At 66.1% G+C, this 23,766-nt stretch carries 21 protein-coding genes; 7 read left to right on the forward strand and 14 right to left on the reverse strand.

Annotation, left to right across the window (positions count from 1 at the left end):
* Positions 1–494: ABC transporter permease subunit (locus tag FPZ12_RS07140; RefSeq protein ID WP_424923576.1), on the reverse strand; the 494-nt coding region annotated here is incomplete at its 3' end.
* Between the two features lie 68 nt (positions 495–562).
* The gene (locus tag FPZ12_RS07145; RefSeq protein WP_144747014.1) at positions 563–1,759 is read right to left on the reverse strand and encodes an ABC transporter substrate-binding protein; all 1,197 of its coding nucleotides are present in this window, start codon (positions 1,757–1,759) and stop codon (positions 563–565) included.
* Positions 1,760–1,962: 203 nt separating this feature from the next.
* On the opposite strand from FPZ12_RS07145, the gene FPZ12_RS07150 reads away from it, so the two are divergent.
* From FPZ12_RS07150 to FPZ12_RS07165, 4 genes are read left to right on the forward strand one after another with little or no spacing between them, the layout of a single operon-like run.
* Positions 1,963–2,382 (forward strand): cobalamin B12-binding domain-containing protein, encoded by a 420-nt coding sequence (locus tag FPZ12_RS07150; RefSeq protein WP_144747015.1) that lies wholly within the window; start codon positions 1,963–1,965, stop codon positions 2,380–2,382.
* Between the two features lie 36 nt (positions 2,383–2,418).
* Positions 2,419–4,128: a methylmalonyl-CoA mutase family protein gene (locus FPZ12_RS07155; RefSeq protein ID WP_208025777.1), complete on the forward strand. Its 1,710-nt coding sequence runs from the start codon at positions 2,419–2,421 to the stop codon at positions 4,126–4,128.
* Positions 4,129–4,171: 43 nt separating this feature from the next.
* The gene (gene lipA, locus FPZ12_RS07160; RefSeq protein WP_208025785.1) at positions 4,172–5,137 is read left to right on the forward strand and encodes a lipoyl synthase; all 966 of its coding nucleotides are present in this window, start codon (positions 4,172–4,174) and stop codon (positions 5,135–5,137) included.
* Positions 5,130–7,016, forward strand: a complete 1,887-nt coding sequence (locus tag FPZ12_RS07165) for an AMP-binding protein (RefSeq protein ID WP_144747017.1) — start codon at positions 5,130–5,132, stop codon at positions 7,014–7,016. Before lipA ends, FPZ12_RS07165 begins: the two co-directional genes overlap by 8 nt.
* 168 nt (positions 7,017–7,184) lie before the next feature.
* Here the strand turns inward: FPZ12_RS07165 and FPZ12_RS07170 are convergent, their stop codons facing one another.
* From FPZ12_RS07170 to FPZ12_RS07215, 10 genes are all read right to left on the reverse strand, one after another.
* Positions 7,185–8,654: an aromatic ring-hydroxylating oxygenase subunit alpha gene (locus FPZ12_RS07170; RefSeq protein WP_144747018.1), complete on the reverse strand. Its 1,470-nt coding sequence runs from the start codon at positions 8,652–8,654 to the stop codon at positions 7,185–7,187.
* Entirely contained in the window at positions 8,651–8,881 is a 231-nt protein-coding gene (locus FPZ12_RS07175; protein WP_144747019.1) for a transposase, read from the reverse strand. Before FPZ12_RS07175 ends, FPZ12_RS07170 begins: the two co-directional genes overlap by 4 nt.
* 41 nt (positions 8,882–8,922) lie before the next feature.
* Positions 8,923–9,312 (reverse strand): 2Fe-2S iron-sulfur cluster-binding protein, encoded by a 390-nt coding sequence (locus tag FPZ12_RS07180; protein ID WP_144747020.1) that lies wholly within the window; start codon positions 9,310–9,312, stop codon positions 8,923–8,925.
* Between the two features lie 83 nt (positions 9,313–9,395).
* Positions 9,396–10,508, reverse strand: a complete 1,113-nt coding sequence (locus tag FPZ12_RS07185; protein WP_166462616.1) for an acyl-CoA dehydrogenase family protein — start codon at positions 10,506–10,508, stop codon at positions 9,396–9,398.
* A 1-nt stretch (position 10,509) separates the two neighbouring features.
* Entirely contained in the window at positions 10,510–11,754 is a 1,245-nt protein-coding gene (locus FPZ12_RS07190) for an acyl-CoA dehydrogenase family protein (protein WP_144747022.1), read from the reverse strand.
* A 40-nt stretch (positions 11,755–11,794) separates the two neighbouring features.
* Positions 11,795–12,244 (reverse strand): Zn-ribbon domain-containing OB-fold protein, encoded by a 450-nt coding sequence (locus FPZ12_RS07195; protein WP_144747023.1) that lies wholly within the window; start codon positions 12,242–12,244, stop codon positions 11,795–11,797.
* A complete protein-coding gene (locus tag FPZ12_RS07200) occupies positions 12,241–13,392 on the reverse strand; it encodes a thiolase domain-containing protein (protein WP_144747024.1) in 1,152 nt (383 codons plus the stop codon). The genes FPZ12_RS07195 and FPZ12_RS07200 overlap by 4 nt, the downstream gene beginning before the upstream one ends.
* A 54-nt stretch (positions 13,393–13,446) precedes the next feature.
* Positions 13,447–14,208, reverse strand: coding sequence for an SDR family NAD(P)-dependent oxidoreductase (locus tag FPZ12_RS07205; protein WP_144747025.1), 762 nt, complete (start codon positions 14,206–14,208; stop codon positions 13,447–13,449).
* Positions 14,208–15,092 (reverse strand): MaoC family dehydratase, encoded by an 885-nt coding sequence (locus FPZ12_RS07210; RefSeq protein ID WP_166462617.1) that lies wholly within the window; start codon positions 15,090–15,092, stop codon positions 14,208–14,210. Before FPZ12_RS07210 ends, FPZ12_RS07205 begins: the two co-directional genes overlap by 1 nt.
* Before the next feature lie 38 nt (positions 15,093–15,130).
* Entirely contained in the window at positions 15,131–17,272 is a 2,142-nt protein-coding gene (locus tag FPZ12_RS07215) for an acetate--CoA ligase family protein (RefSeq protein ID WP_144747027.1), read from the reverse strand.
* 137 nt (positions 17,273–17,409) lie between these two features.
* On the opposite strand from FPZ12_RS07215, the gene FPZ12_RS07220 reads away from it, so the two are divergent.
* The 3 genes from FPZ12_RS07220 to FPZ12_RS07230 all read left to right on the forward strand — a co-directional run bounded on the left by FPZ12_RS07220 (position 17,410) and on the right by FPZ12_RS07230 (position 19,596).
* Positions 17,410–17,757, forward strand: coding sequence for an EthD domain-containing protein (locus tag FPZ12_RS07220; protein ID WP_166462618.1), 348 nt, complete (start codon positions 17,410–17,412; stop codon positions 17,755–17,757).
* 17 nt (positions 17,758–17,774) lie between these two features.
* A complete protein-coding gene (gene meaB / locus FPZ12_RS07225) occupies positions 17,775–18,767 on the forward strand; it encodes a methylmalonyl Co-A mutase-associated GTPase MeaB (RefSeq protein ID WP_144747029.1) in 993 nt (330 codons plus the stop codon).
* A 106-nt stretch (positions 18,768–18,873) separates the two neighbouring features.
* Positions 18,874–19,596, forward strand: a complete 723-nt coding sequence (locus tag FPZ12_RS07230) for a GntR family transcriptional regulator (RefSeq protein WP_144747030.1) — start codon at positions 18,874–18,876, stop codon at positions 19,594–19,596.
* 1,516 nt (positions 19,597–21,112) lie between these two features.
* Here the strand turns inward: FPZ12_RS07230 and FPZ12_RS07235 are convergent.
* Together FPZ12_RS07235 and FPZ12_RS07240 are read right to left on the reverse strand one after the other, a co-directional pair.
* Complete coding sequence (locus FPZ12_RS07235) at positions 21,113–22,177, reverse strand: ABC transporter permease (protein WP_208025778.1); 1,065 nt, start codon at positions 22,175–22,177, stop codon at positions 21,113–21,115.
* Positions 22,174–23,754 (reverse strand): sugar ABC transporter ATP-binding protein, encoded by a 1,581-nt coding sequence (locus FPZ12_RS07240; RefSeq protein ID WP_144747031.1) that lies wholly within the window; start codon positions 23,752–23,754, stop codon positions 22,174–22,176. The genes FPZ12_RS07235 and FPZ12_RS07240 overlap by 4 nt, the downstream gene beginning before the upstream one ends.
* Positions 23,755–23,766 lie beyond the last annotated feature (12 nt).

The following is a 23,766-nucleotide window of genomic DNA, read 5'->3' on the forward strand; positions in this document are numbered from 1 at the left end:
CTCCCCCGCAGCCCCCAGCCCGTCCGGGTGGACACCGCATGGAGAACCACAGCCAGCAGGATCGCCACGATCACGATCGTGATGTCGACCGGTGCCACCCGACCGCCCGCGAACGAGAAGGAAGTGTTGCCCGCGAAGAAATCCAGCGAACGATGGTCGACGCCCCAAACCGCCATGATGACGCCCTCGACGATGACGAAGAAGCCCACGGTGGTGACCAGTGTGCCGTGATGGCTGTCCGCGGCAAGAGGACGGATCGCCACCAGGTCCTCGACGAACGCCAGCAATCCGCAGATCACCGCGCCGGCGACCACGACCACCGCGGCCGGCAGCCCGAAGGTGACAAGACCCGCGTAAGCGATGAACGTACCCAGCACCATGAGCTGGGCTTGGGCCAGGTTGAACACTCCGGCCTGAGCCAGGGGGAGGTTCAACGTGATCGCCACCAGCGCGTATACCGCGCCGATCGCGAGGCCCGACCAGACGACCGTCATCCCGTGTCCTTTCTCGACGGTTCGTCGTCGCCGGGTGGGGTCGCGTCGGCGACCCCACCCGGCGGCGCTCAGGGCTGGGAGACGATGAAGCCGTTGTCGCTTCCACTGGTACGCAAGGCGATGAAGTCGTCCGGTTTGAAGGCGGGCCAGTTACTCCCATCCTCGAACACGCTCTGCGAACCGGCGTAGAGCGGCATGTCCGTGGCCTTCAATTGCGTACGGGCGTCGTACACCCTCTGCCCGTCGGTCGTTCCTGCCTTCTCCACGGCGTACTTGACCAGAATGAGTCCCATGTAGGTGTGGACATAGGCCTGCATGGGTTCGGCCAGCGGGCCGCCATTTCGGGCGTCCATCGCGGCGACCGCCGCCTGCATGGCCGGGCTGTCGCCGACGGGACTGCCCTTGACGAGGTAGGCGGGGGCGATGACGGTCAGACTTCCGGCCTCGGCCTGGCCTACCTGCTTGACGATGTTGTTGGCTGCGAACGTTACGTCGCCATAGAGTGGGACGTTCCAGCCGAGCTTGGTGTGGCTGCGCACAACAACGCCCGCGGACGGCCCGAACATGCTGGCGACCACGACGTCGGGCCCGTCCGCTCGAAGCCGCTCGAGTTGGGCCGTGGCGTCGGCCGAGTCCGCGGCGACCTTCTCCACGCCGACGATGCTCACGCCATGCGCGGCTCCGATCGACTGGTAGTAGGTCGCGATCGCCTGTCCCGCCTCGTCATCAGTGACGACCAAGCCGACCTTTTTGTGGCCCTGGCTCGCCAGTTTGGCCAAAGTCGCATCGGCCCCATCGGCGGCACGCGGTGTCGGCGACATGTACAACTTGAAGTCCGCGAGGCTCGTGGATACCGGAGGGCCGCTGGCGAGCACACCCGCGGGCTGTGTGACCGTCAAGGCGGTGACGGCTTCGTCGCTGGTGAGACCGGCGACGACCAGGTTGGGCACCGCGGTGTCCGCCATCGCCGCCTGAGTCAACGACGCGACCTCGGTGGAATCTCCCTTGTCGTCCTTCACCGACACGTGCACCTGGCGGCCGCCGATTCCGCCGTGCGCATTGATCACATCAGCGGCTGCCTCGCCACCGACTTGAACGGCCTTTCCATACGAAGCCAACGGGCCACTCAGTGGGGCCAGGAGGAGCACTTGGTAGGTGTTCCCATCTCCCCCCGTGGCGGCGTCACCGCCGCCCGCGCATCCCGCCGCAGCGACCGACACTACCGTCGCCAAGGGCAGCAAGCCCCATCGGATCTTACGCTTCATTGCGTTCTCCCGCAGGTCCGGGCAAATGAGTGCACACACTTTGACATGCCAAAAAGCATGGGTCAACGGATACTCACCCTCTTGCCGAACACTCGCGACAATGATTGGATGGCATGCAATAGCGCATGCTAAGTTATAGGTACGTTGCGATCCCGGCGTAAGTTGATCTTCGCGCGCGGGAGCCTCGAGGAGGCGATGGGCCCATGAGTCCGACCACTGAACGACCGGTGCGCTGCGCGCTCGGAATGCTGGCTTCCGACAAGCACAACAAAGGGCTCAGGATGGTGGCGAAACTCTTACGCGATCAAGGGGTCGAGGTCGTTTACCTCGGCGAGTACAACACGGCGCAGACCATCGCCAAAGCGGTGGTCGACGAGGATGTGGACCTTGTCGGGATCAGCGCCTTCACGGGCAACTACGTCAAGAAGATGCAGGACCTCATGACCGAGCTGGAGCGAGTCGGCGCGAGTGATGTGCCCGTCATGCTCGGCGGACTGATCCATGCCGACGACGAAGAGGCGATCTACGCGGCGGGGGTCGACGTCATCTTCGGTCCGCGCAAGGGAACCGAAGACATCCTGGAGTACATCGCGAAGCTCAAGGCTACGGCCAACGCCCGCTGAGGAGTCAGGAAAGTCCCGTCAGAGAGGAAGCAGACCGTGAGCTCCAACGACGATGCCAAGGATGCGGTCACCGACGCCGTGACCGGCCCGGGTGGGAAGACGATCATCCCGCCCGTGTCGCTCAAGCTGTCTCGAACCACAACCTGGTCCGATATCGAGACCAAACCGGTTTATAAGCCGGAAGACACCACGGGCACGTACGAGGAGAAACTCGGCAACCCGGGCGAGTACCCGTTCACTCGTGGCTCGTTCCCGCAGATGTACCGCAGCCGGATGTGGACGCTGCGCAACATCGTCGGCTACGGGACCGCTGCCGACACCCGCGAGGGCATCGAGATGGCGCGACGGGCGGGACAGGCCGGCTTCAACGTCGTGCTCGACACGGTTTCGGGGATCGGGGTGGACCCGGATCATCCGGCGCTGGAGGCAGAAGTCGGCCTCGACGGCTGCTCGATCGGGCATCTGGACGATCTCGATGTTCTGTTCGACGGGATCGACCCGACCGAGACGGACGTCGCCTGGCACGCGACGCACAACATTTACCCCCTGATGGTCGCTTTCGCCAAGCAAAAAGGTTACGACCTGGCCAAGCTTCAGGGGTCGCACATGCCCGACTACCTGAAGTACAACCTGGACGGTGGCGGCGAGAAGTTCATGTCGCCCGAGCTTTCGCATCGCATGGCGATCGACACCGTCGAGTACGCCGTCCGTAACACTCCTAAATGGGCACTGGGATATCCGCAGGTCTACAACATCCGCGAGCGCGGGATCACCCCTGCCACCGAGATCGCGCTCGGACTCGCGATCGCCGCGACGACGTTCCAGGACCTGGCTGAGCGCGGACTCAGCGTCGACGAAATCGCCCCCAGCATGGCGTGGGTGTCCACATCGGACATCGACTTCTTCGAAGAGGTCGCCAAGTTCCGCGCCCTGCGGCGGATGTGGGCACGTATGGTGAAGGAACGGTTCGGCGGGACGAATCCCAGGGCGATGCGGCTGCGCATCGCGGTGCACACCTCGGGCCGGTCGCTGGTCTACCAGCAGCCGTTGAACAACCTGACGCGCACCGCCATCGAAACGCTCGCCGCGCTGGCGGGCGGTGTTCAGTCGGTGGAGACGTGCACCTACGACGAACCGGTCAGCATTCCGACGCACGAGGCCCGCGAGCTGTCCATCAGGCAGCAACTGATCCTGGCTCACGAGGTCGGCGCAGCCCGAACCGCCGACCCCCTTGGCGGCAGTTACTACGTCGAGTGGCTGACCGACAAGCTCGAGGAGGACGCCCTTGCGATCCAGGTCAAGCTCGAGGAGAAGGGCATCGTCAAGAGCGTCGAGGACGGGTCCTTCGAGGCACTGATGGACGAATACAACCTCAAGCGCCAGGAAGAGATCGACAACGGTGAGCGGATCCTCATCGGTGTCAACGCGTTCGTGCCGGAGTCCGAGCCGGAGCCGCAGCGCTTCACCTTCGACGGCGCGCCGGTGAAGGACTACGTCCAGGAGTTCAGGGCCAAGAAGGCACGGCGCGATCTGCCCCGGCTGGTCGCCCGGATGCGAGACGTCTTCGATTCGGTCCGCGACGGCAGGAACACCCAGCCCGCCATGGTCGAGGCGTTCCTGGCCGGTGCCACGGTCGGCGAGATGTCCGGGGTACTGCGGCAGGCCAGCGGCATGCAATACGACCCGTATCTCGTGCTCGAATCCCCGTTCGACTTCGAGCGGGCCCGGTACCTCGAGCATGTCTGACCCACGCCGCCCGGCGACACCGGCAGCGGAACCGGCCAACGGCGTGCCGAGGGTGCCCGCGGGCCGCCGGCTGCTCCGGCTGGAGGTTCGCAACGCGCGGACCCCCGCGGAGCGGAAACCGGAATGGATCAGGACGCGGGCGGTCGCCGGACCCCAGTTCACCGAACTGAGCTCCCTGGTGAAAACCGAGGGCCTGCACACCGTCTGTCAGGAAGCCGGCTGCCCCAACATTTTCGAATGCTGGGAGGACCGGGAGGCCACCTTCCTGATCGGGGGCAACCAGTGCACCAGGCGGTGCGACTTCTGCCAGATCGACACGGGCAGGCCGGACCCGCTCGACCCGGACGAGCCTCGCCGGGTCGCCGAAGCCGCCCGTTCGATGGGGCTTCGATATGCGACGATCACCGGCGTCGCCCGTGACGACTTGCCGGACGGCGGGGCCTGGCTGTACGCGGAGAGTATCCGGGCCGTGCACGAGCTGAATCCCGGTACCGGGGTGGAAATCCTCATCCCGGACTTCAAGGGCGTCCCACGGCTGCTTCGCCGCGTCTTCAACGCCCGTCCCGAAGTACTCGCGCACAATATCGAGACCGTTCCACGGATTTTCAAGCGTATCCGCCCCGCGTTCACCTACGACCGCTCCTTGGACGTGCTGACCCAGGCCAGAAACGACGGTCTCGTCACCAAGTCGAACCTCATCCTGGGCCTCGGCGAGAACCGCAAGGAGATCTCGCAGGCTCTGCGCGATCTGCACGATGCCGGCTGCGAACTGGTCACGATCACCCAGTACCTGCGTCCATCGGCACGACACCATCCGGTCGAACGCTGGGTCACGCCGGAAGAGTTCACCGAACTGGCCTCGGAGGCCGAGCAGGTCGGATTCAGCGGCGTGATGTCCGGACCGCTGGTCCGCTCGTCCTATCGGGCCGGCCGGCTCTACCGGCGCGCGCTGGACCACCGAATCCGGAGCAGCGATCAATCCGACAGAGGAAGCCGACCCCATGAGTGAAGAGCTCTACCGTGCTGCCTGGGAGCGGTGCGCACACAGTCCGGAGGAGTTCTGGCTCGAGCAGGCGAAACTCGTGGACTGGATACGCCCGCCCCAGCGCGCACTGGACGAGGCCGGCGCGCCGATCTACCGCTGGTTCCCGGACGCCACGCTGAACACGTGCGCGAACGCCGTTGACCGGCATGTGGCGGCCGGGCACGGCGATCGCCCGGCGATCATCTACGACAGCCCGGTCAGCTCGACCCAGTGCTCCTGGACGTACCGTGAATTACTCGGTGAGGTCAAGGCGGCCGCGGGAATGCTGAGCGGGCTCGGCGTCTCCAGGGGCGATCGCGTGGTCATCTACATGCCGATGGTCCCGGAGGCTGTCGTCGCGATGCTCGCCTGCGCACGGCTGGGCGCCGTCCATTCGGTGGTATTCGGCGGGTTCGCGCCCGCAGAGCTCGCCACACGGATCGACGATGCCCGGCCCCGGGTCGTCGTCGCGGCCTCGTGCGGGATCGAGCCGAAGGGGGTTGTCGAGTACAAGCCGCTGCTCGACGCGGCACTGGCCCTGACCACGCACCAGCCCGATGCGGTGGTCCTCAAACAACGGGCCCAGTGCCCGGTGGAGCTGACGAACCCCCGCGAACACGACTGGGACAACCTCCTCACCAGAGCCGTTCCCTGCGAACAACCGGTCGAGGTCAAGGCCACCGATCCGTTGTACATCCTCTATACCAGCGGCACGACCGGGAAGCCGAAGGGCGTCGTGCGGGACAACGGTGGCCATGCGGTGGCGCTCACGTGGGCGCTCGGGGCTGTCTTCGACGTCAACGGCGGCGACGTCCTTTTCACCGCAAGCGATGTCGGCTGGGTGGTGGGACATTCGTTCATCGTGTACGCGCCCCTGCTCCGTGGAGCGACGACCGTCTTGTTCGAGGGGAAGCCGGTCGGCACGCCGGACGCTTCCACGTTCTGGCGCGTGGCGGCGGACCACCGCGTGAAAGCCATCTTCACCGCCCCAACGGCGATCCGGGCGATCAAACGCGAAGACCCTCTCGGGCACCTGATCGACCGGCACGACCTGTCTTCGCTCAAGACTCTGTTCCTCGCCGGCGAACGGCTGGATCCCGACACCTACGCGTGGGCCGGTGAGCGGCTCGGCGTGCCCGTGGTGGACAACTGGTGGCAGACCGAAACCGGGTGGCCTGTCGCCGCCAACCTCCGCGGACTTGCCCCGATGCCGCTCAAAGCGGGCTCTCCCAGTGTGCCCGTACCCGGGTACGAGGTCCATGTCCTCGATGCCGAAGGTGCCCGGCTTCCGCCGGGCAACGAAGGCGCGATCTGTTTGAAACTCCCGCTTCCACCGGGAACCCTGCAGACTCTTTGGCAGGCCGACAACCGTTACGTGTCCGCATACCTGACGCAGTACGAAGGGTACTACCTCACCGGCGACGGCGGTTACCTCGACGACGACGGTTATCTCTACGTCATGGGCCGTACCGACGACGTCATCAACGTCGCCGGGCACCGGCTCTCCACCGGCGCGATGGAGGCCGTACTCGCCGCGCATCCCGCTATCGCCGAATGCGCGGTCATCGGCGTCCGCGACGAGCTCAAGGGCCAGGTCCCGCGCGGCCTGGTCGTGCTCAAAGCCGGCACCGAGATCACCCTGGAACAGCTGAGCCGCGAACTGGTGGCCCGGGTGCGCGAGGAGATCGGCGCGGTCGCCGTTTTCAAGGACGTGCGGGTGGTCGACGCTCTGCCCAAGACGCGCAGCGGAAAGATTCTGCGCAAGACCATGCGGCAGCTCGCGGACGGAGACACGCCCGACATCCCGCCGACCATCGAGGATCCGCTGGTGCTGCGCTCCATCGCACCGCAGCTTCAGCAATAGTCCTGACCGCACACTGCGGCGGCCCCGTCGTCTCTTCGGAGATGGCGGGGCCGCTTTGGTCGCCGTCCGGCCGGGACTTATCGCAGTGATCCGGAGCCCCGAACCACGAAGGCGCCGTGTCGTGGATGCGACACGGCGCCTTCGTGGCCCTGATGCGGATTCGGCCACTCAACCCTTCCGGGGGTTTCCCTTCGAGTTGATGTAGGCCATGAGGGTCCTGTGGAAGTGCCGGATACGGCTTTCCTGGTAAGTCGCGAGCGTCACTCCGGATTTGGTGCGGCTGAGCGCTTTGAGCCCACGCTGCACCTCCGGGATGTTGACGCGGTCCTGGTTGACGATGGCGGCGAGATTCCCCAATTCCGGGGCCTTGAGCCAGTCGCCGTCGCGTTCCAGCCAATGCACGGGCACCGGCTTCGGCCGGGGTTTGCCTTCCGGGACCGGGGTCAGGAACATGATCTCGGTGATGCAGGAGTCCGGGTCGTCGCGGTAGGGCCGAAACCGGTAGATGATGTTGGTGACCGACTGGTCCCAAGGGAAGAAGTTCGGGAACGCGAAGTACTGGATCGCGTCCATCACCTCGTACGAGGGACGCTGGGACAGGTCCATGCCCAGCAGGGGCCCGATCTCGGTCTTGATCGTCTCGATGATCTTGCCGCGGGCTGTGATGCCGTCGGGCAGTTCTTCGCTCGCGTCGTTGCTCAGATCGCGCGATGCCACACCGAGGACCTCTTCGTAGAACGCCCTGCCCTCGAGATAATTTTCGTAGATCTCCTGTTCCTCCAGCTTGCCGAGCGCTCCGCTGGCGACGCCGCGAGGTGTGATCAGGCGGTTGACGTTGTCCCCGAACAGGTCGTACTGGCTTGAGAAATCACCCGAGCTCGGCGCCGTCTGGGGATGGGTCTGCGGGATGTGGAAAGCCTCGATGAAGGCCTCCAGACCGACCTTCCAGTTGCAGGAAACCACCTGGGCAACGTGCACGGACTTGTACCGGGATTCGTAGCCCGCGTTCTTGAAGTGATCGGGCAACGGGGCCAGGAAGTCCTCGAGCGGTTCGGCGTCGGGGTCCATGTTGATGAAGACGAACCCGCCCCAGGTCGCGACCTTCGCCTCCGGCAACGAAAAGGAGCGATTCTCCAGGTGCTCGAAGTCCCAGCCGCACGGAATATCCTTCAGTTGCCCCTCGAGCGACCAGGTGAAACCGTGGAACGGGCACCGGAACTCCGGGACCCGCCCGTCGCGCGAACGCAGGATCCGCCCGCGGTGCAGACAGGCGTTCTGCAGCGCCTTGATCTCACCGGACCGGGTGCGCACGACGATGAACGAGTCGTTCGCGATCTCATAGACGATGTGGTCGCCCGGCTCCGGGATTTCCTCCTCACGACAGGCCATCTGCCAGACCTTGCGCCACACGTACTCGACTTCGAGATCGTGGAACTCCTTCGACAGGTACCTGTCGACGGGAATGTCGTCGTCGCCGAGGTCCTCCCACGACGGCCTCAGGTAATCGGGGATCGGTTCGCCGTCGCCGGCGAGGATCTCCATGTAGCTCGGCTGGGCACGTCCGCTCGTCTTCTTCTCGACGAGCGCGGCCATTTCGTCCAGCCTCGTCTCGGGGCCGGAATTCGCGTCCTGGCTCAACGGTCACTCCCTTGCTCTGACCGGACGGGCTCGTCAGGGGCAACATAGGTGCCCCCCACAAACTCGCACATCACTTGATCGGCGTGTGTCAGCTCACCCGAAATCCAGTCTCCGGTTCGGGTGAACACGCCCGAGGTCCCGGAACCCGGATCTTCCGCCAAGACCGTTCCGTCGTCCTGAAGGGTGAACGCGATCTTGGTCGTCGCCTGCACGAAACGTTTGGCCATCTGCACTCCACTATGTTGATGACGGTCCTCTCGCGGCTCCTTCAGTCGCGGACGACCCGACGGACCCCTCGTTTGAAAACGATGACCTCGCCGGGGTCGGCGTCTGACCGCATCCGCGTCTGGCACGCGAGCCTGAGCACTCCCGGCACGGAGCCGACCTCTCCCAGTTCCGCCAGGCCTTCGAGCTCCCAGGTGCCCGCGCCCTCGAGCAACTCGGCACCCGCGGTCACGGACATGAAACACATGTGACACGACCCCTGCCCATGGCAGGTCGTCGGCCAGCGAACTCCCTGCCGTTGCGCGCATTCGAAGACCGACTCACCGGGAGCCGGCCACAGGGTCACCCCGCCCGGATTGACGCGCACCAGCGAACCGTCGCGGGTGCCGGGCCGCGAATCTTCTGACGTCCCGTGGCCAGGAAGGTCGCTCACCTCAGCTCCTCCGCGTCATCGATGACATTTAATAGGCAGAATAGCATGCAATTTGGCATGTTACTAGAATCTCGCGTCATCATTCAAAGCACGCCGAGCCCTGTCCTGGCGGCGATTTCGTCCGCGAGAGCAGACGGTGAGGCGAGCAGCCGGCGCGAGGTGACCGCGCGTTTGTAGTACAGGTGCGCCGGATGTTCCCAGGTGTAGGCGATCGCGCCGTGAACCTGGATGGTGCGCGCCGCGGTCCGGTAGAACGCGGCCGAAGCCTGCAAGGCGGCCATGGACGCCGTTTCGCGGACGTCTTCGGCCTGTTCATCGACATTCCAGGCGGCAACCCGGACAGCTGCGTCCGCGGTCTCGGCATCGACGAGCATGTCAGCGCAGAGGTGTTTGATCGCCTGGAACGCGCCGATCGGACGACCGAACTGGCGACGCGCCACCGCGTGCTCCACTGCCATTTCCAGGCACCGGGACGCGCCACCAACCTGCTCGGCGGCCAGCAATACCATCGCCTGGGCGCGGATTCCAGGCAGCAGGGGCACAAGCTCACCGCCGGAACACAGGAGGTCGGCCGCGACTCGGTCGAATCGGATCGTCGTCAGCGATCTGGTCGGGTCCAGCGTTACGAGGCGCTGCCGGGAAACACCGGACGCGTCGAGCCGGACAGCGAAAATGCCGGGCCCGTCGACCGTGTTCGCGACGACGAGCGCCACGCCGGCCAGTTCAGCCTCGATCATCGCCTCCGAAGTACCGGTCAGCGACCACCGGGCATCCTCCACCTCCGCGGTCGGCCGGCCGGTCACAGCCCGGTGGTCACTGAAAATATCCCGCCCGGCCGTCGCCACGACCTCACCAGCACCCAGTTCGCGAAGGACGCGGTCACGGGCCTCGGTCTGCGGCAGTCCCAGCAGAGTCACCGTGGCGAGCCCGGCCGACGCGAGATAAGGGGAGCAGAACAGCTCCCGGCCGAACTCCTGTAACACTACGACGAGATCCAGGATCGTGCCGCCCGCGCCTCCGAGCGGCTCAGGGATCAGCAACCCGTGCACGCCCAGCTGTTCCCGCACCGCGGCCCACGCTTTCGCCTGCTGTCCGCTGCTGGCATCGGAATCCGGCCGAAGACCGGCGTGCGCCGTGGTGAAAGCGCGCACCGCGGCGGACAGGTCGCGTTGTTCCCGGCTCAGGTCGAAGTCCACGTCAGTTCCTCCCGGTCTCGGCACGGTCGCCGCCGTCGCGCGGCAGCCCCAGCACGCGTTCGGCAATGGTCGTGCGCTGGATCTGGCTGGACCCGCCGTAGACGGTGACCGGGCGGGCGTGCAGCAGGTCCGCGGTCCAGGCCGCCGGGCTCGACGGGTCGAGGCCGCGCGGCTGTGGACCCAGGGTGGCCACCGCAGGCGCACCGCTGGGCGCCAGGATGTCGTCGCCCAGGACATCCCTGGCGAGTTCCGTCACGGTCTGCCGGTACTCGGCCGTGACGAGCTTGAACACCGATGATTCCGCGCCCGGCGGGCGCCCCGACGCCCCGGCGGACAACGCCTTCATGGCGAGACAGCGCAGCAGATGCACTGTCGTGCGGCATTCCCCGAACCGCTGGCGCACGACGGGATCCCGCCGAAGATCGTGATCGCCGATGAGGCCGGCGAGCCGATCCAGCTCGACCTGGTAGGACAACGCCGCGGCCAGCCCGCCGGCACCTCGTTCGAAGCCGAGCAAGGTCAACGCGACGCGCGCGCCGTCACCGACTGCGCCGAGAACGTTGCCCGCCGGCGCGACCGCGTCGGTGAAGAAGACCTCGGCGAACTCGGTCTCCCCCGCCATGTTCTTGATTCCGCGAACTTCCACGCCCTCCTGGTCAAGGGGAACGAGGATCAGCGACAAGGCCTTGCTCTTGCGTGCGGTGGGGTCCGTGCGGGCGAGCACGAAGATCCAGTTCGCGTGGACACCGGCTGTCTGCCACATTTTGTGCCCGTTGATCACCCAGTTCCCGTCATGGAGCTCCGCCCGCGTGCGGAGTCCGAACAGGTCGGATCCGGCTTCCGACTCCGAATACCCCTGCGCCCACTTGATCTCACCGCTCAACGTCGCAGGCAGGAACCGGCGTTTCTGCTCCTCTGTCCCCCAATGCAACATGGTCGGCGCCAGGAGGATGAACCCGTTCCCATCGCATTCGGCGGGATAGTGCGGCACGCCGGAGCGAACGAACTCCTCGCCGACGAGAGCCTGTGCCACCACGTCCAGTCCGCGGCCGCCGAACTCCCGGGGCCAGGCGGGCGCGATCAGACCTGCCTCGACCAGCTTTTCACGCCAGGTGCGGGCGAACCGCTTGCGCTCCTCGGCGTCGAGAGCGCCGATACCCCGCCACCCGGCAGGCAGGTTACTGCGCAGGAATTCATGAACCTCGGTCCTGAATTCCGCGATGTCGGGTCGTGCACGCAGATCCATCAGCAGGCTCCTTGATGCGGTTCGGGATGGCGGCCGGCGGCTACAGCTGCCGAGAGGGGTGCTCGATGGGCGCGAATCGGAGGGTGGTGATGGCGTCGCCGTGCCCGCTACCGGTGTGACGAAGCCCGACGCGTGCACCCACGACGAGCTCTCCGGGATGCCAGTCGACCAGGTGGGCCATGACTCGCGGGCCCTCATCGAGTTCGACGTACGCCAGCGCATATGGTGCGGCCGCGGCATAAGCTCCTTCGCCACGGTGGACGATCGTGAAGCTGTAAACCGTTCCCTGCCCCGTCCCAGGCCGGTAACCCACGTCCGATTCCGGGTGCCGGGGACAGAACGGCCGGGGAACCCAGAAGTAGTGCCCGGCTTCGCAGAACGGGAGCAGCAGGCGGCCGGTTGCCAGCCCCGACCAGTACGGCGCCGCGTACCCGTCCAGCTCGGCTTCCATCCGGGGAAGGCGGGCCGCGTCGAAGGTGTACTCGCTCATTCGTCCCGCCCCAGGATCATCGTGGCGCTGCCCATCCGGCTGCCGAGGTAGCCCCCGGTGCCGTGTACGAGCGCGACCGCGCAGTCGGGCACCTGGACCGCGGACGCCGCCTCCCCCCGTAGCTGACGGACCGCTTCGAGGGTCCGGATCAGGCCACCCCGGTTCGCGGGGTGGTTGTTGCACAGGCTGCCACCGTCGGTGTTGACCGGCAGCGCGCCGTGCGGGGCCCGCAGAGTGCCGTCTTCGACGAACTTCCCGCCCTCTCCCTTGGCGCAGAAGCCCAGATCCTCGATCGTCTGGACCACCGTGATGGTGAACGAGTCGTAGATCGACGCATAATCGATGTCGCCGGTCCGCACCCCCGCGCGCTCAAGCGCGAGCGGGCCGGTCACCACCGCCCCGGTGTGGGTGAGGTCGATCCGGCCGAGATCGGTGTGCTTGACCGTGGTGGCCGAGCCGAGCACCTTCACGCACTGGCGGGAGAGCTTGCGCGCCACCGCTTCACTGACAACGACGAGCGCCCCGCCGCCGTCGGTGATCACGCAGCAGTCCAGGCGGTGCAACGGATCGGCGATCATCGGGGAAGCAAGGACATCGTCTGCCGTCACGGGGTCGCGCAGCATCGCGTCGGGATTGTGCTGGGCATGCCGGGACGCGGCGACCTTGACCTCGGCCAGCTGTGCCGCCGTCGTGCCGAACTCGTGCATGTGCCGGCGTGCGGCCAGCGCGTAGGACGCGACCGTCGTATGACCGTAGATGCCTTCGAACGCGTGGAACGGGGTGTCGACGGGCGCCGAACGACGCTTTCCCGTCCGGGGGCGGCCGGCCATCGTGATCAGCGCGATCTCGCAATCACCGTTCTCGATGGCCGTGGCCGCCTGGTCCGCCAAAGTCACGTAGGAGGACCCGCCGATGTCCGTCGATGCGACGTAACGCACCCGGAGGCCGAGAAAGTCGGCCATCACGGTGGCCCCACCCGGTGCGTCACCCGAGCACAGGTACCCGTCCACGTCGTCCAGGCTCAGGCCGGCGTCGCTCAGCGCACCGAGCGCCACCTCCGCGTGAATCTGGGCCACCGACTTGTCCGGTAAGCGCCGTCCCGGATGCTCGAAGGCTCCGGCGACGAACGCCGTGGCAGCCGAACTCATGTGTCCTCCTCACGTCCTTGCGCGGGTCGGCCGCGGCGTCGGCCGCGGCGCGGGTCAGTTCCTCGGGCCGCCCGCGACATAGATGATCTGCCCGTTGACGAAGGACGCGTCCTCGCTGCACAGAAGGGAGATGACGCCGGCGATGTCGCCGGGCACGGCCGTGCGCCGCATCGGGTTGCGCTTCGCGACATCCGCCTTGAAGGCGTCGAAGTCAACGCCGCGCCGTTCGGCCGTCTGGCGCACCATGTCCGTCTCGACGAAGCCAGGCGCCAAGGAGTTCGCCGTAATCCCGAACTGGCCGAGTTCCAGGGCCAGAGTCTTGGTAAAGCCCTGAATACCCGCTTTGGCAGCCGAATAGTTGACCTGACCGCGGTGGCCAAGGGCCGCGACACTGCTGATACTGACAATGCGTCCCCATCGCTGTTCCACCATGTATTTCTGCGCGGCGCGAGCGCAGAAGAAGGCACCGTTGAGATGCGTCCCGATGACCGTGGTCCAGTCCTCGTCGGACGTCCGGAACAACAGGTTGTCCCGGATCACCCCGGCGTTGTTCACCAGGATCCCGACCGGGCCGAGTTCCTCGGCTCCGTTCGCGACAGCGGATTCGACACTGTCCTTGTCGGACACATCGCACCCCACACCGAGTGCCCGGCCGCCGTCCTTCTCGATGGCGCGCGCCACGTCCCGGGCTCCGTCCGCGTTCAGGTCCGCCACGATCACACTGGCACCGTCGGCAGCCAGCCGTTCGGCCGTGGCGCGGCCGATGCCCTGCGCCGCACCGGTTACGAACGCGACCCGCCCTGTCAAATCCGTCATCAGTTCTCTCCTAGCGTCGAAGGCACCGACGGGTCGGCGTCCCGGTAGGTGAAGGTCCCGCCCTGCAGGACGGCTCCCCGGTCGTGCACGAGCTGGAAACGCAGCCCCTCATCGGTCTGCCACGTCTCGAGGGCAAGGTCGTCGCCGGGTAGCACTGGGCGGCGGAAGCGGGCGAAGCAGCGCCCGAACCTGGTTTCGTCGCCGGCGCAGAAGGCCCGCACCAGTTCCAGCCCGACGATGCCGAACGTGCACAGTCCATGCAGGATGGGCCGGTCGAACCCGGCCTTGGCCGCGATCCGGGGATCGGAGTGCAGTGGGTTGCGGTCGCCGGTGAGCCGGTACAGCAACGCCTGATCAGGACGAGTCGTCACGCGGATTGTCCGGTCGGCGGGGCGAGCCGGTAACCCGTCCGATGCCGACTCGCCCCGTTCCCCACCGAACCCCCCGGCTCCTCTGATGAAATAGCTGCACTCGGTCCTGACGAGCGGCAAGCCGGTTTCGTGCTCGACGCTGCCCGTACTCACCCGCAGCAACGCGCCACTGCCCTTGTCGAGCAACCCCGTCACTTGGGCGGTCACCTCCGCTTTCCCCTCCGGAGGCAGCGGATTGAGCAGCTCGACCGTCTGCTCGGCGTAGACCATCGACCCCTTCGGCAGATCCCCGAAACCCAGCCGGCCAGGCAGCTGCGCCTGGTTGATCAAGGCCCCGAAGGACGGCAAGACGCGTTGCCTGATTCCGGTCGAGTTCTCCGTGGTGTAAGCCAGCTCCTCGAGCGGATCGACACCAGCCCCGACCGCGAGGCCGTAAAGCAGCGCGTGGTCACTAGTCCAGGATCGCTCGAAAGTCGCTGACCGCCCCACTTCGGGCAAAGATGTCAGACCCATTTGCCTACCATATTGCATGCAAATTGCGGAGGCAAGGCTCAGTTGCCCCCCGGCCGGCGTTCGCTGTCCAGGACGAACAGTGCGTCCACCACGACAGCTTCCTTCGTGTCGGATGTGATGACCAGTGGGTTGACGTCGACTTCCAGCACTTCATCCGGCAGGCTCCGGCACAGCGTGAGGAAGTTCTCCACCACCGGCACCACGACCGCCGGGTCCGCACCGGGCATACCCCGGAAGCCGGCAACCAGGCGCCGATGGCGAAGACCGGCCAGTGCCCGGGTGATGTCGCCCGCGGCCGCGTCGAGAGACAGGATCTGGACGTCGTCGAGCGCTTCGGCCAGCACTCCGCCCAGTCCGAGGCTGACCACCGGACCGAACGTGACGTCGCGATGCATGCCGATGAGCAATTCGAGTCCGATCGACACCTGTTGCTGGACAACCACATCGGCGTCCGGCAAGCCCAGTTCGTCGGCGAGTTCGAGGAGCCGGGTCACCTCCTGCCTGAGCTCGTACTCGGACGAGATGCCCAGCGCGACGGCGTTCACCTCCGACTTGTGCGGCAGGGCGGCGCTTCGGATTTTCGCCACGAGCGGGGTACCCAGCTCGGCCCGAACGTCAGCGAGTGGCGTCGCCACGTCACAGACACGTTCGCGCACGGTGGGAATCCCGGCCAGCGCGAGCACCTTCTTGCTCGCGACCTCGTCGAGCGCGGCGTGTCCGGCATCGACCGCCGACGTCACCAGGGAGAGTATTTCCGCCGATGGCTTTCCGACGGCCCGGTGGCGAGGCTCGGACGTGTCGCCGCCGGCACCGAGCGCCGCCGCGATCGCCTCGACGGCGCGGTCCATCTCGGAGAATGCCGCGATGCCGGCTTTGTTGAACACGTCCAGCGCTTTACCTGTACCGCTTTGCCAGATCGCGACCAGTGGTTTGCCACCCTGGCGGTACCTCGCGGCGATCTGCTTCGCGACCTCTTCCTCCGAGTCCGGCAGCGCGCAGGACGCCACGATGAGGAAGTCCGAGTTGGCGTCGGCCTGCGCCGCGTCGAGGATGGCACCGAGGACGTCGAAGTCACGGACCATCGGGCCGCCACCGTCGAACGGGTTGTTGACATTCAGGTAGGGCGGGATCGCGGCCTTGAGTTTCGCCCGCGTTCCGGGGTCCCACGCTTCCATCGTCAGGCCCTGGTTGGACATCAGGTCCGTCAGCGCCACCGCCTGGGCGCCCGACACGCTCAGGACGAGCCCCCGGCGACCTCGGATGTCAGTGCGAACGAGCAAGGAGGCGAGTTCGATCAGTTGCGTGATCGAGCGCGCGCGGATCACGCCCAGTTCACGGAAGAGCCCGTCGTACACGCGGTCCGAACCTGCCATGGACGCCGTGTGCGATGCCGCCGCGCGCGCTCCTTCGGCAGTGGTTCCAGCCTTGAGAACAACGAGCTTCTTACCGGTCTCGCGCGCGGTTCGCGCGGCACTGATGAATCCTTCCGGGTCACGCAGGCCTTCGATGTAGCACAAGATCACCGAAACCGCCGGGTCCGCGACGAGCCGCTCGACGATCTCCGGGATCCCGAGATCGGCTTCGTTGCCGACCGAGAAGTACTTGCCCACACCGATGCCCGCTCGCTGTGCGGAAAGGAAGCAGGACGCCCCGACGATGCCGCTCTGCGAGACGATGGCGACCCCGTCATCGCGCACCGAGGACAGCGGGGGGCGTACCGAGTCGATCGCCACGGTGAACTGATTGTTGGCGACGCTGGCGATACCGTTCCCGTTCGGCCCGACCAAGCGGGGACCACCCTGCGCGGCCTCGACCATGTCCCGCTGCAGGCGCGCGCCTTCCTCGCCCAGTTCGGAAAAACCGGCACTGCCGACGTAGACAACCGGAACACCCGCCTGCCTGCATTCGGCGATCGCGGCGGGCACGCCCGCGGCGGCGATCATCACGACAGCAAGATCGATCGGGCGCCCGACGTCGAGGATGCTGCGATATGCGGGCAGCCCCTGGATCGTCCGCTCACGTGGGTGAATCGGGTAGATCTCACCGGTGAACCCGTAAGCCCGCAGGTGGTTCTGGTAGTGGTTCGCCTCAGGCCGGCTCGACGCGCCGATGATGGCCACGCTCCGGGCCCCGACGGCAGCATCGTACCAATCCCCGCCGCTCTGGGAGGTTTCCGCCATTTCTGCTCCTGGTCGCCGATCGGTTGTGTGTTCGCGAGAGTATCCGTTTCAGACCAAATTTCATATACTCTTGCATGCAATATTGCCGAGGATTAGTCTGTCAAAGGCACCGTCGCCCAACCGGAAGGACCCCACGGATGTACGCAGTGATCGGCCTGCTCCGCAAGAAGCCTGGCGTGACCACCGAGGAATTTCGTACCTGGTGGCACGAGAAGCACGTCCCGTACGTACTGCGGAACCCCGGCGTGGTGCATTACGTGACTTACCCGATCGACGAGGTGCGCGCGGATTTCGACGAGGACAAGTTCTCCGACGACGTCCACATCGACGGCGTCGCGGTGATCTACTACGAGTCCAAAGAGGTGTACCGGAACGCGCTCGAGTCCAAAGCGCTGAAGGCGGACAAGGCCCACCTGCAGACCGGCGTGGACGCCGAGGTGTTGTACAGCCTCCCCCACGTGCACAAGGGAACCGTCACGCCCTGATAGAGGATCGGACCAGCATGTCGCACAGCACGACACCCGTGGCCGGACCACGCGAGGACGAGACCGACCGCCTGAAGGAACAGATCGCTCGCGCCCGGACCGGCGAACTGCGGTCGCTCGCCCGACTGATCACCCGCGTCGAGAACAACGATCCGCTGCTCCCGAGGCTCTCGCAGGAACTGCTGGCCGTCGACAGTCGTGCGCGCATCATCGGTCTCACCGGCCCACCCGGTGTGGGTAAGTCGACCACGACGTCGGCTCTGGTCACGGCGTTCAGGACCGCGGGGCACCGCGTCGCGGTCCTGGCCGTCGACCCTTCCTCCCCATTTTCCAGCGGCGCGCTCCTCGGTGACCGCGTGCGCATGAACGTCCATGCCAAGGACGACGGGGTCTACATCCGGTCACTGGCCACCCGGGGCCACCTTGGCGGCCTCACCGGATCCATCAATCAGGTAGCCCGTGTCCTCGACGCGGCCGGCTACGACGTCATCTTGGTCGAGACCGTCGGAGTCGGGCAGAGCGAAGTCGAGGTTGCCGGCTTCGCGGACACGACGATGGTGCTGCTCGCGCCGGGGATGGGCGACGGCGTTCAGGCAGCCAAAGCCGGCGTACTCGAGATCGGAGACATCTTCGTCATCAACAAGGCCGACAAGGACGGAGCCGAGGCGGTCCGCCGCGACATTCGCAACATGATCGCCCTCAACTCATATGGTCCCGGCCAGTGGAAGCCACCGATCACGATGTGCGTGGCCAGCCGCACGGACGGAATCGGGCTACTCAAGGACAAAACGGACGAGCACTGGGTGTGGCTCGAAGAAACCGGCGAACTCCGCCAGCGCAGGAAACGACGCACGCGAGAGGAAATCGAGGGGATCGCCGTCGCGGAGTTGCGTGCGCGCTGGCGCGAGGGCCAGGACAACGATCGGCTGGAGAGAGCCGCCAACGAAGTACTACACGGAAGAGGTGACCCCTATTCGATGGCTACCACCTTCCTTCGGACACGCCCTTGACACGCCAGCTTGCCCACACGATCGTCGACCAAAAAGTGGCCACTCTGACACTCCATTTGCCCGGCTTCCGGCATGAGCCGTGTGCACAAGCCGTACAATCGGAGTCATGCGGACGTCATCCACTGCACGCGTCGAGGATCCCACGGAGCCGGCGCAGACCGACCCGTTGGTCGACAGGCTCCTTGCGTTGATCACGGACGGTGAGCTCTCTCCGGGCCAGCGCGTCGACCAAAGGGCGATCTCGGAACGGCTGAACGTCAGCCGCACCCCACTGCGCGAGGCTCTCAAGGCGCTCGAATCCGAGGGGATACTTTCGCACGAGCCCAACCGCGGTTACACGGTCACGAAGCTCACGGCTTCCGACCTGCTGCAGTATCACTCATTGCGGTTCCACATCGAAGGCGAACTGGTGGCGTCGATCGAGTGGCCCGACGAGGAACAGTTGAAAGCCCTGAAGAAAGCCAACGACTGGTACCGCGCGGCCGGCGATTCCGCGGAAATAGGGCAGATGGCGCGGGCGAACCGGGAGTTCCATTTCCTCCTGATGTCCTGGTCGCCGCTGAACATCATGTTCAACGAGCTGAAGCGCATCTGGCGGATCACCGACGCCTACCACACCGGGGCCTTCTCAACCCCCGAACGCCGCAAACGCGTCGTCTCCGAGCACGACGCCATCGTGCGGGCCATCGAGGCGAGGAGTCGCTCGCGGCTCATCAAACACATGACAACGCACTCCGAGCGGCAGAAGGAACTTCTGGCCGACTTCATCGGACCGGGCATGCCGGCCTGGGCCGCTCCCGCCGTCCTTCCGAAGGCCTCGCGAAGCTAGAGCCGTGCCGGACGGAGGGCTTGAGCGATCACTCGCTCCGGAGCGCTTCCTTGGTGTCCGTGCACGAGGTGTGGTCCCGCGACGACGGATATCGAGCGACGCGGGTCTCGCAACATCGGCGTCGGCCCTAGCCATCACGTCCGGTCACCGGCTGTGTCGGCTCATGTTGCGTTGTCGGGTGCCCAGCCATACCTGACAAGCCGACCGAGATCCGGGCCAGGTTTCCACGCTCCAGGCGACGCTTCCGTGGAAGACGGCGCAGCGGTCGATGTCTTAGGAGCCGAAGCCGACGCCGACCCCGATGGCGTACCGGAGTTCGAGGCTTCTCGGCGCTTGCCCGCTGTTCCCGCCAACCCAGAACGTGAAGACGGCGACGAGTCAGTCTCTGGCAGATTCGGTGCCGTTCAGTTCGACAGAGTCGCGCTGCAGCGCGGGGCCCGTGAGGTGTGTTTCGTAGAGGGATACGGGCAGGTTGCTGTCTGTACGCCGGAACGGGCTCGTTTGTGCCCACCGACGGGCACTCGACGAAGAATCGGCTATCCGGATTGGAGGGCCGCGTGGTCGAGGTCCTCCACCGGCTTGAACTGACCGATCTCGTCAGTTCCATCCCGGGACAGTCGGCTGTGGGCACGGCAGCGATCGTGGCCGAGACCCGAGGTCCAACTCGGTTCAACAGCCGCGCACGGCGATCAAACAGGCCGGACCCGCCCCGCTCGCCATGTGCACATCCCACGCTGCGCCGATCCGGATAGCGAAAAGTCCCGGGAGCTCACGCGAATAGCCCTGTGCTCACCACCCGCAATCACACCTGACTACCCTCGTGGAAAATCCGCTTACGCGGCGGCAAGCGTGTACCGCGCTCGCCGCCGCGCCGGCCGGATGTCATCATTCGCCGACAGTCCCCTGGAACGAACAGATCGTCGACGGGCGCGCCGATCTCGCAACCGTCATAGGAAACAGGCCAGAACGAGTTCCAGGAAGGGCACGAGCTGCACTCGGCGGTACGGATCGACCTTGACCGACCTTGTACGAAACCCCACTGTCTCCTGCTCGAACTCGATTGTACGTTGTCGATTCAGCAACCCTCATTGCCAACTGCCCATTGTTGCCGTTCATGATGTCGGTGACAGTGGCCCGGGGTGATCGCGGCGGCTTGAACGAACGGGGGACCGGGCGGATCTTCCAGCGGCAGAATGGATATACCGCCAAGCCGCCGGCAGACCAGAAAATCCATCCGTGCTCCACGGTAATGCGCCGCTGTCCGTTGAAGGCGCTGACGTTTTGCGCGGCGCTGCCATTCCGGTCCGATCGCTCATGTCGCCGCGGAGATGGTACCTCCCGGTAGAGCGCGTCGAAGCATCACGATCTTGGCTCCCATGGTGAGCCAGCGGCGGGCGAAGCTGGGGCTCGACTTTCGCCGGTTCCTTGGCCCGACCGACCGCGGCAACCGTGCAGCTCCGAGCAGTCATCACCCGAAGTTCGCTGCGCACGCCGCGCATTTCGTACCCTCGGCCGATCATGAGCCGGCCGTCTTGGCCGAGCGCTTGGCGAGGCGACGGAACGGTCCGCGGCCCGTGACGTGACCGACGATCAGCGCGGCGAGGATGATCACGCCGTAGATGGCGTTGATCCAGAACGACGGCACGCTGGAGAGCACGAGGATGTTCTGGATGATCCCGAGCAGCAGCACGCCGGTGAACGCGCCGAACATGCTGCCTCGTCCACCGTCGAGGCTGATACCGCCGATCACGGCGGCGGCGAAGACGGTGAAGATCATCCCGCTGCCCTGGTCCGCGGTGACCGAGGCGATCCGGCTGGTCAGCATCAAGCCGGCGAGTCCGGACAGGAGGCCTGCGGTCACGAACAGGCCCATGGTCAGCCGAGCGGTGTGGACTCCCGCCGCGCGGGCCGCGTCGGCGTTGCCACCCATCGCGAAAATCTTGCGGCCGGTCGCATGGAATCGCAGGAAAAGACCGGCGACGAGGTAGGCGATCAGCAGCAGCCAGACCTGTGCGGAAATGCCCAAAAAGAAGGTGTCCCCGAGGAAGGTGAACAAGGGCGGCAGGCTGCTGAACGTCTTGCCGCCGGACAGCCCCAGCGACAGACCGCGCAGGAGGATCTGCATCGCGAGGGTGACGATGAACGCGTTCAGCGACAGCTTCGCGACCATGGTGCCGTTGAACAGGCCGATCGCGGCGCTCACCACGAAGGCGACGAGCACGCCGAGGATCGGGGCGAGCTGAAGTCCCAGCCCGCCGTTCGATGCCGGCGCGACGACCAGGACGGCGATAACGGGCGCGAGACCGACGATCGACTCGAGCGAAAGGTCGAACTGCCCGCCGATGAGGACCAGGCTTTCGGCCAGCACCAGCAGGCCGAGCACGGCCGAGGTCACGAGCACGTTGTTGAAGATGTTCGCCAGCGTCAGGAACTCGGGGTTCACGATCGCGCCGATGATCATGATGATGACGATGAACGGGATGAGGGTGAACTGACGCAACCAGGCGCCGGACCGGCTCGCCCGGCGGATACCCGTGCCGGCGGATGCACTGGGCGTGGTCGGGGCTTGCAGTGCGCTCACGACGCGTCCTTTCCGTTGTGGTTCGTGCTCACCCGAGCGGGAGCAAGTTCGCTGTCGGCCGGCTGGTGGTCGTCGCCGCCGTGGATGGCGGCGACAAGGGTCGCTTCGTCCCAACCGGACGCGAGTTCGCGCCCGATACGGTTCTTGACAACTGCGACGGTGCGATCGCAGATCGCCAGATCCGCGTCATCGCTGGAGCAGACGACCACCGTGCAGCCGCGTCGTAACAGCTTCACGATCGTCCTGTAGATGGATTCCTTGGCGGCCACGTCGACCCCGGCGGTGGGGTTGATCAACACGATGAGATCGGGATCGGAGGCGAGCGCCCTTGCAAGGACGACCTTCTGCTGGTTCCCGCCGCTGAGTTCCTCGGCCGCTTGGTCCGGACCGGAGATCTTGATCGCCCACTCGGAGGCCAGCCCGGTGAAGATCGACCGCCGTCGGCGGCGGTCGACGACCCCGAAGCGTCGCGACAGCCTGGGCAGGATGGTCATAGTCGCGTTCTCCTCGACCGACAGCCCCGGCACGAAGCCGTCGTGGTGCCGGTCTTCCGGCACGCTGCCGATCCCCGCGGCGATCGCGGCACGGACGTTGCCACCGTCGATCGGGCGACCGTTGAGCAGAGCCGTCCCGGCGGACACCCGGGTCGTTCCGGCGATAACGCCGGCCAGCTGAATGTGTCCCGCCCCATCAAGACCGGTCAGCCCGACGCACTCACCGCGCGCGATGTCGAGCGAGACATCCTGCACCGCCCCAGCGACACTCACCGCGCGCAGCGAGACGAGGACGTCCTCGCGCTCGATCGCTCGATCGGCGACTTCGCGCACCCCTTGAGAGGCTTCGACGGGTCCGATCATGAGCTCCACGATCCGCGCCACGGATACCTCGTTAACGGGTCCTGTGTGCACGTCCGTCCCGTCCCGCAGGACGGTGATCGAGTCGCATACCTCGTAGAGCTCATCAAGGTGGTGGGAGACGTAGATGATCGTGACGCCGCGCGCCCGCGCCGAGGCGAGCCGGTCGAACAGCAGCCGGGACGCACCCTCGTCCAGGCCCGCCGTCGGCTCGTCGAGCAGGAGGATGCTGGGTCCCCGTGACAGGGCGCGGCAAATCTCGACGATCTTTCGCTCGACCGGAGCGAGGCTCGCGACGTCTCGGTCGGCGATACGCGCACAGCCCCACTCGTCCAGCAGGGCGACGGCGTCACGGCGGACCGCACGCCAATCGAGGAATCCGCCACGGCGCTGGTGCCTGCGGTCACCGAGGAAGATGTTCTCGGCGGCCGTCAACCCCGGCACCAGGGTGGTGCGCTGGAACACGCAGGCGATGTCGCTCGCTGACGAGTCCGGCCGCACCGGTTCCCCGTAGAGCCGGATGTCACCTTCGTCCGCAGTGGACAGACCCGTCAGGATCGAGATGAGAGTGGACTTCCCCGCTCCGTTACGGCCGATCAGGGCTCTCGATTCCCCGCGGCGAACGGAGAGATCGACTCCCGCCAGGGCAGTGGTCGGGCCGAACCTCTTGGTCAGCCCGCGGATCGCGATGGCAGGCGCCCCGTCAACCCCGTCGTAAAGCATGGTGGAACTCCT

The organism is Amycolatopsis acidicola, assembly GCF_007713735.2.
In the GTDB taxonomy this organism is placed as follows: Bacteria; Actinomycetota; Actinomycetes; order Mycobacteriales; family Pseudonocardiaceae; genus Amycolatopsis_E; species Amycolatopsis_E acidicola.

Excerpts from the sequence above, each read along its gene's own strand:
- FPZ12_RS07145 (WP_144747014.1), bottom strand. The coding sequence starts at position 1,759 with ATGAAGCGTAAGATCCGATGGGGCTTGCTGCCCTTGGCGACGGTAGTG.
- FPZ12_RS07150 (WP_144747015.1), top strand. The coding sequence starts at position 1,963 with ATGAGTCCGACCACTGAACGACCGGTGCGCTGCGCGCTCGGAATGCTG.
- FPZ12_RS07165 (WP_144747017.1), top strand. The coding sequence starts at position 5,130 with ATGAGTGAAGAGCTCTACCGTGCTGCCTGGGAGCGGTGCGCACACAGT.
- FPZ12_RS07175 (WP_144747019.1), bottom strand. The coding sequence starts at position 8,881 with ATGGCCAAACGTTTCGTGCAGGCGACGACCAAGATCGCGTTCACCCTT.
- FPZ12_RS07190 (WP_144747022.1), bottom strand. The coding sequence starts at position 11,754 with ATGGATCTGCGTGCACGACCCGACATCGCGGAATTCAGGACCGAGGTT.
- FPZ12_RS07195 (WP_144747023.1), bottom strand. The coding sequence starts at position 12,244 with ATGAGCGAGTACACCTTCGACGCGGCCCGCCTTCCCCGGATGGAAGCC.
- FPZ12_RS07200 (WP_144747024.1), bottom strand. The coding sequence starts at position 13,392 with ATGAGTTCGGCTGCCACGGCGTTCGTCGCCGGAGCCTTCGAGCATCCG.
- FPZ12_RS07205 (WP_144747025.1), bottom strand. The coding sequence starts at position 14,208 with ATGACGGATTTGACAGGGCGGGTCGCGTTCGTAACCGGTGCGGCGCAG.
- FPZ12_RS07210 (WP_166462617.1), bottom strand. The coding sequence starts at position 15,092 with ATGGGTCTGACATCTTTGCCCGAAGTGGGGCGGTCAGCGACTTTCGAG.
- FPZ12_RS07215 (WP_144747027.1), bottom strand. The coding sequence starts at position 17,272 with ATGGCGGAAACCTCCCAGAGCGGCGGGGATTGGTACGATGCTGCCGTC.
- FPZ12_RS07220 (WP_166462618.1), top strand. The coding sequence starts at position 17,410 with ATGTACGCAGTGATCGGCCTGCTCCGCAAGAAGCCTGGCGTGACCACC.
- meaB (WP_144747029.1), top strand. The coding sequence starts at position 17,775 with ATGTCGCACAGCACGACACCCGTGGCCGGACCACGCGAGGACGAGACC.
- FPZ12_RS07230 (WP_144747030.1), top strand. The coding sequence starts at position 18,874 with ATGCGGACGTCATCCACTGCACGCGTCGAGGATCCCACGGAGCCGGCG.
- FPZ12_RS07240 (WP_144747031.1), bottom strand. The coding sequence starts at position 23,754 with ATGCTTTACGACGGGGTTGACGGGGCGCCTGCCATCGCGATCCGCGGG.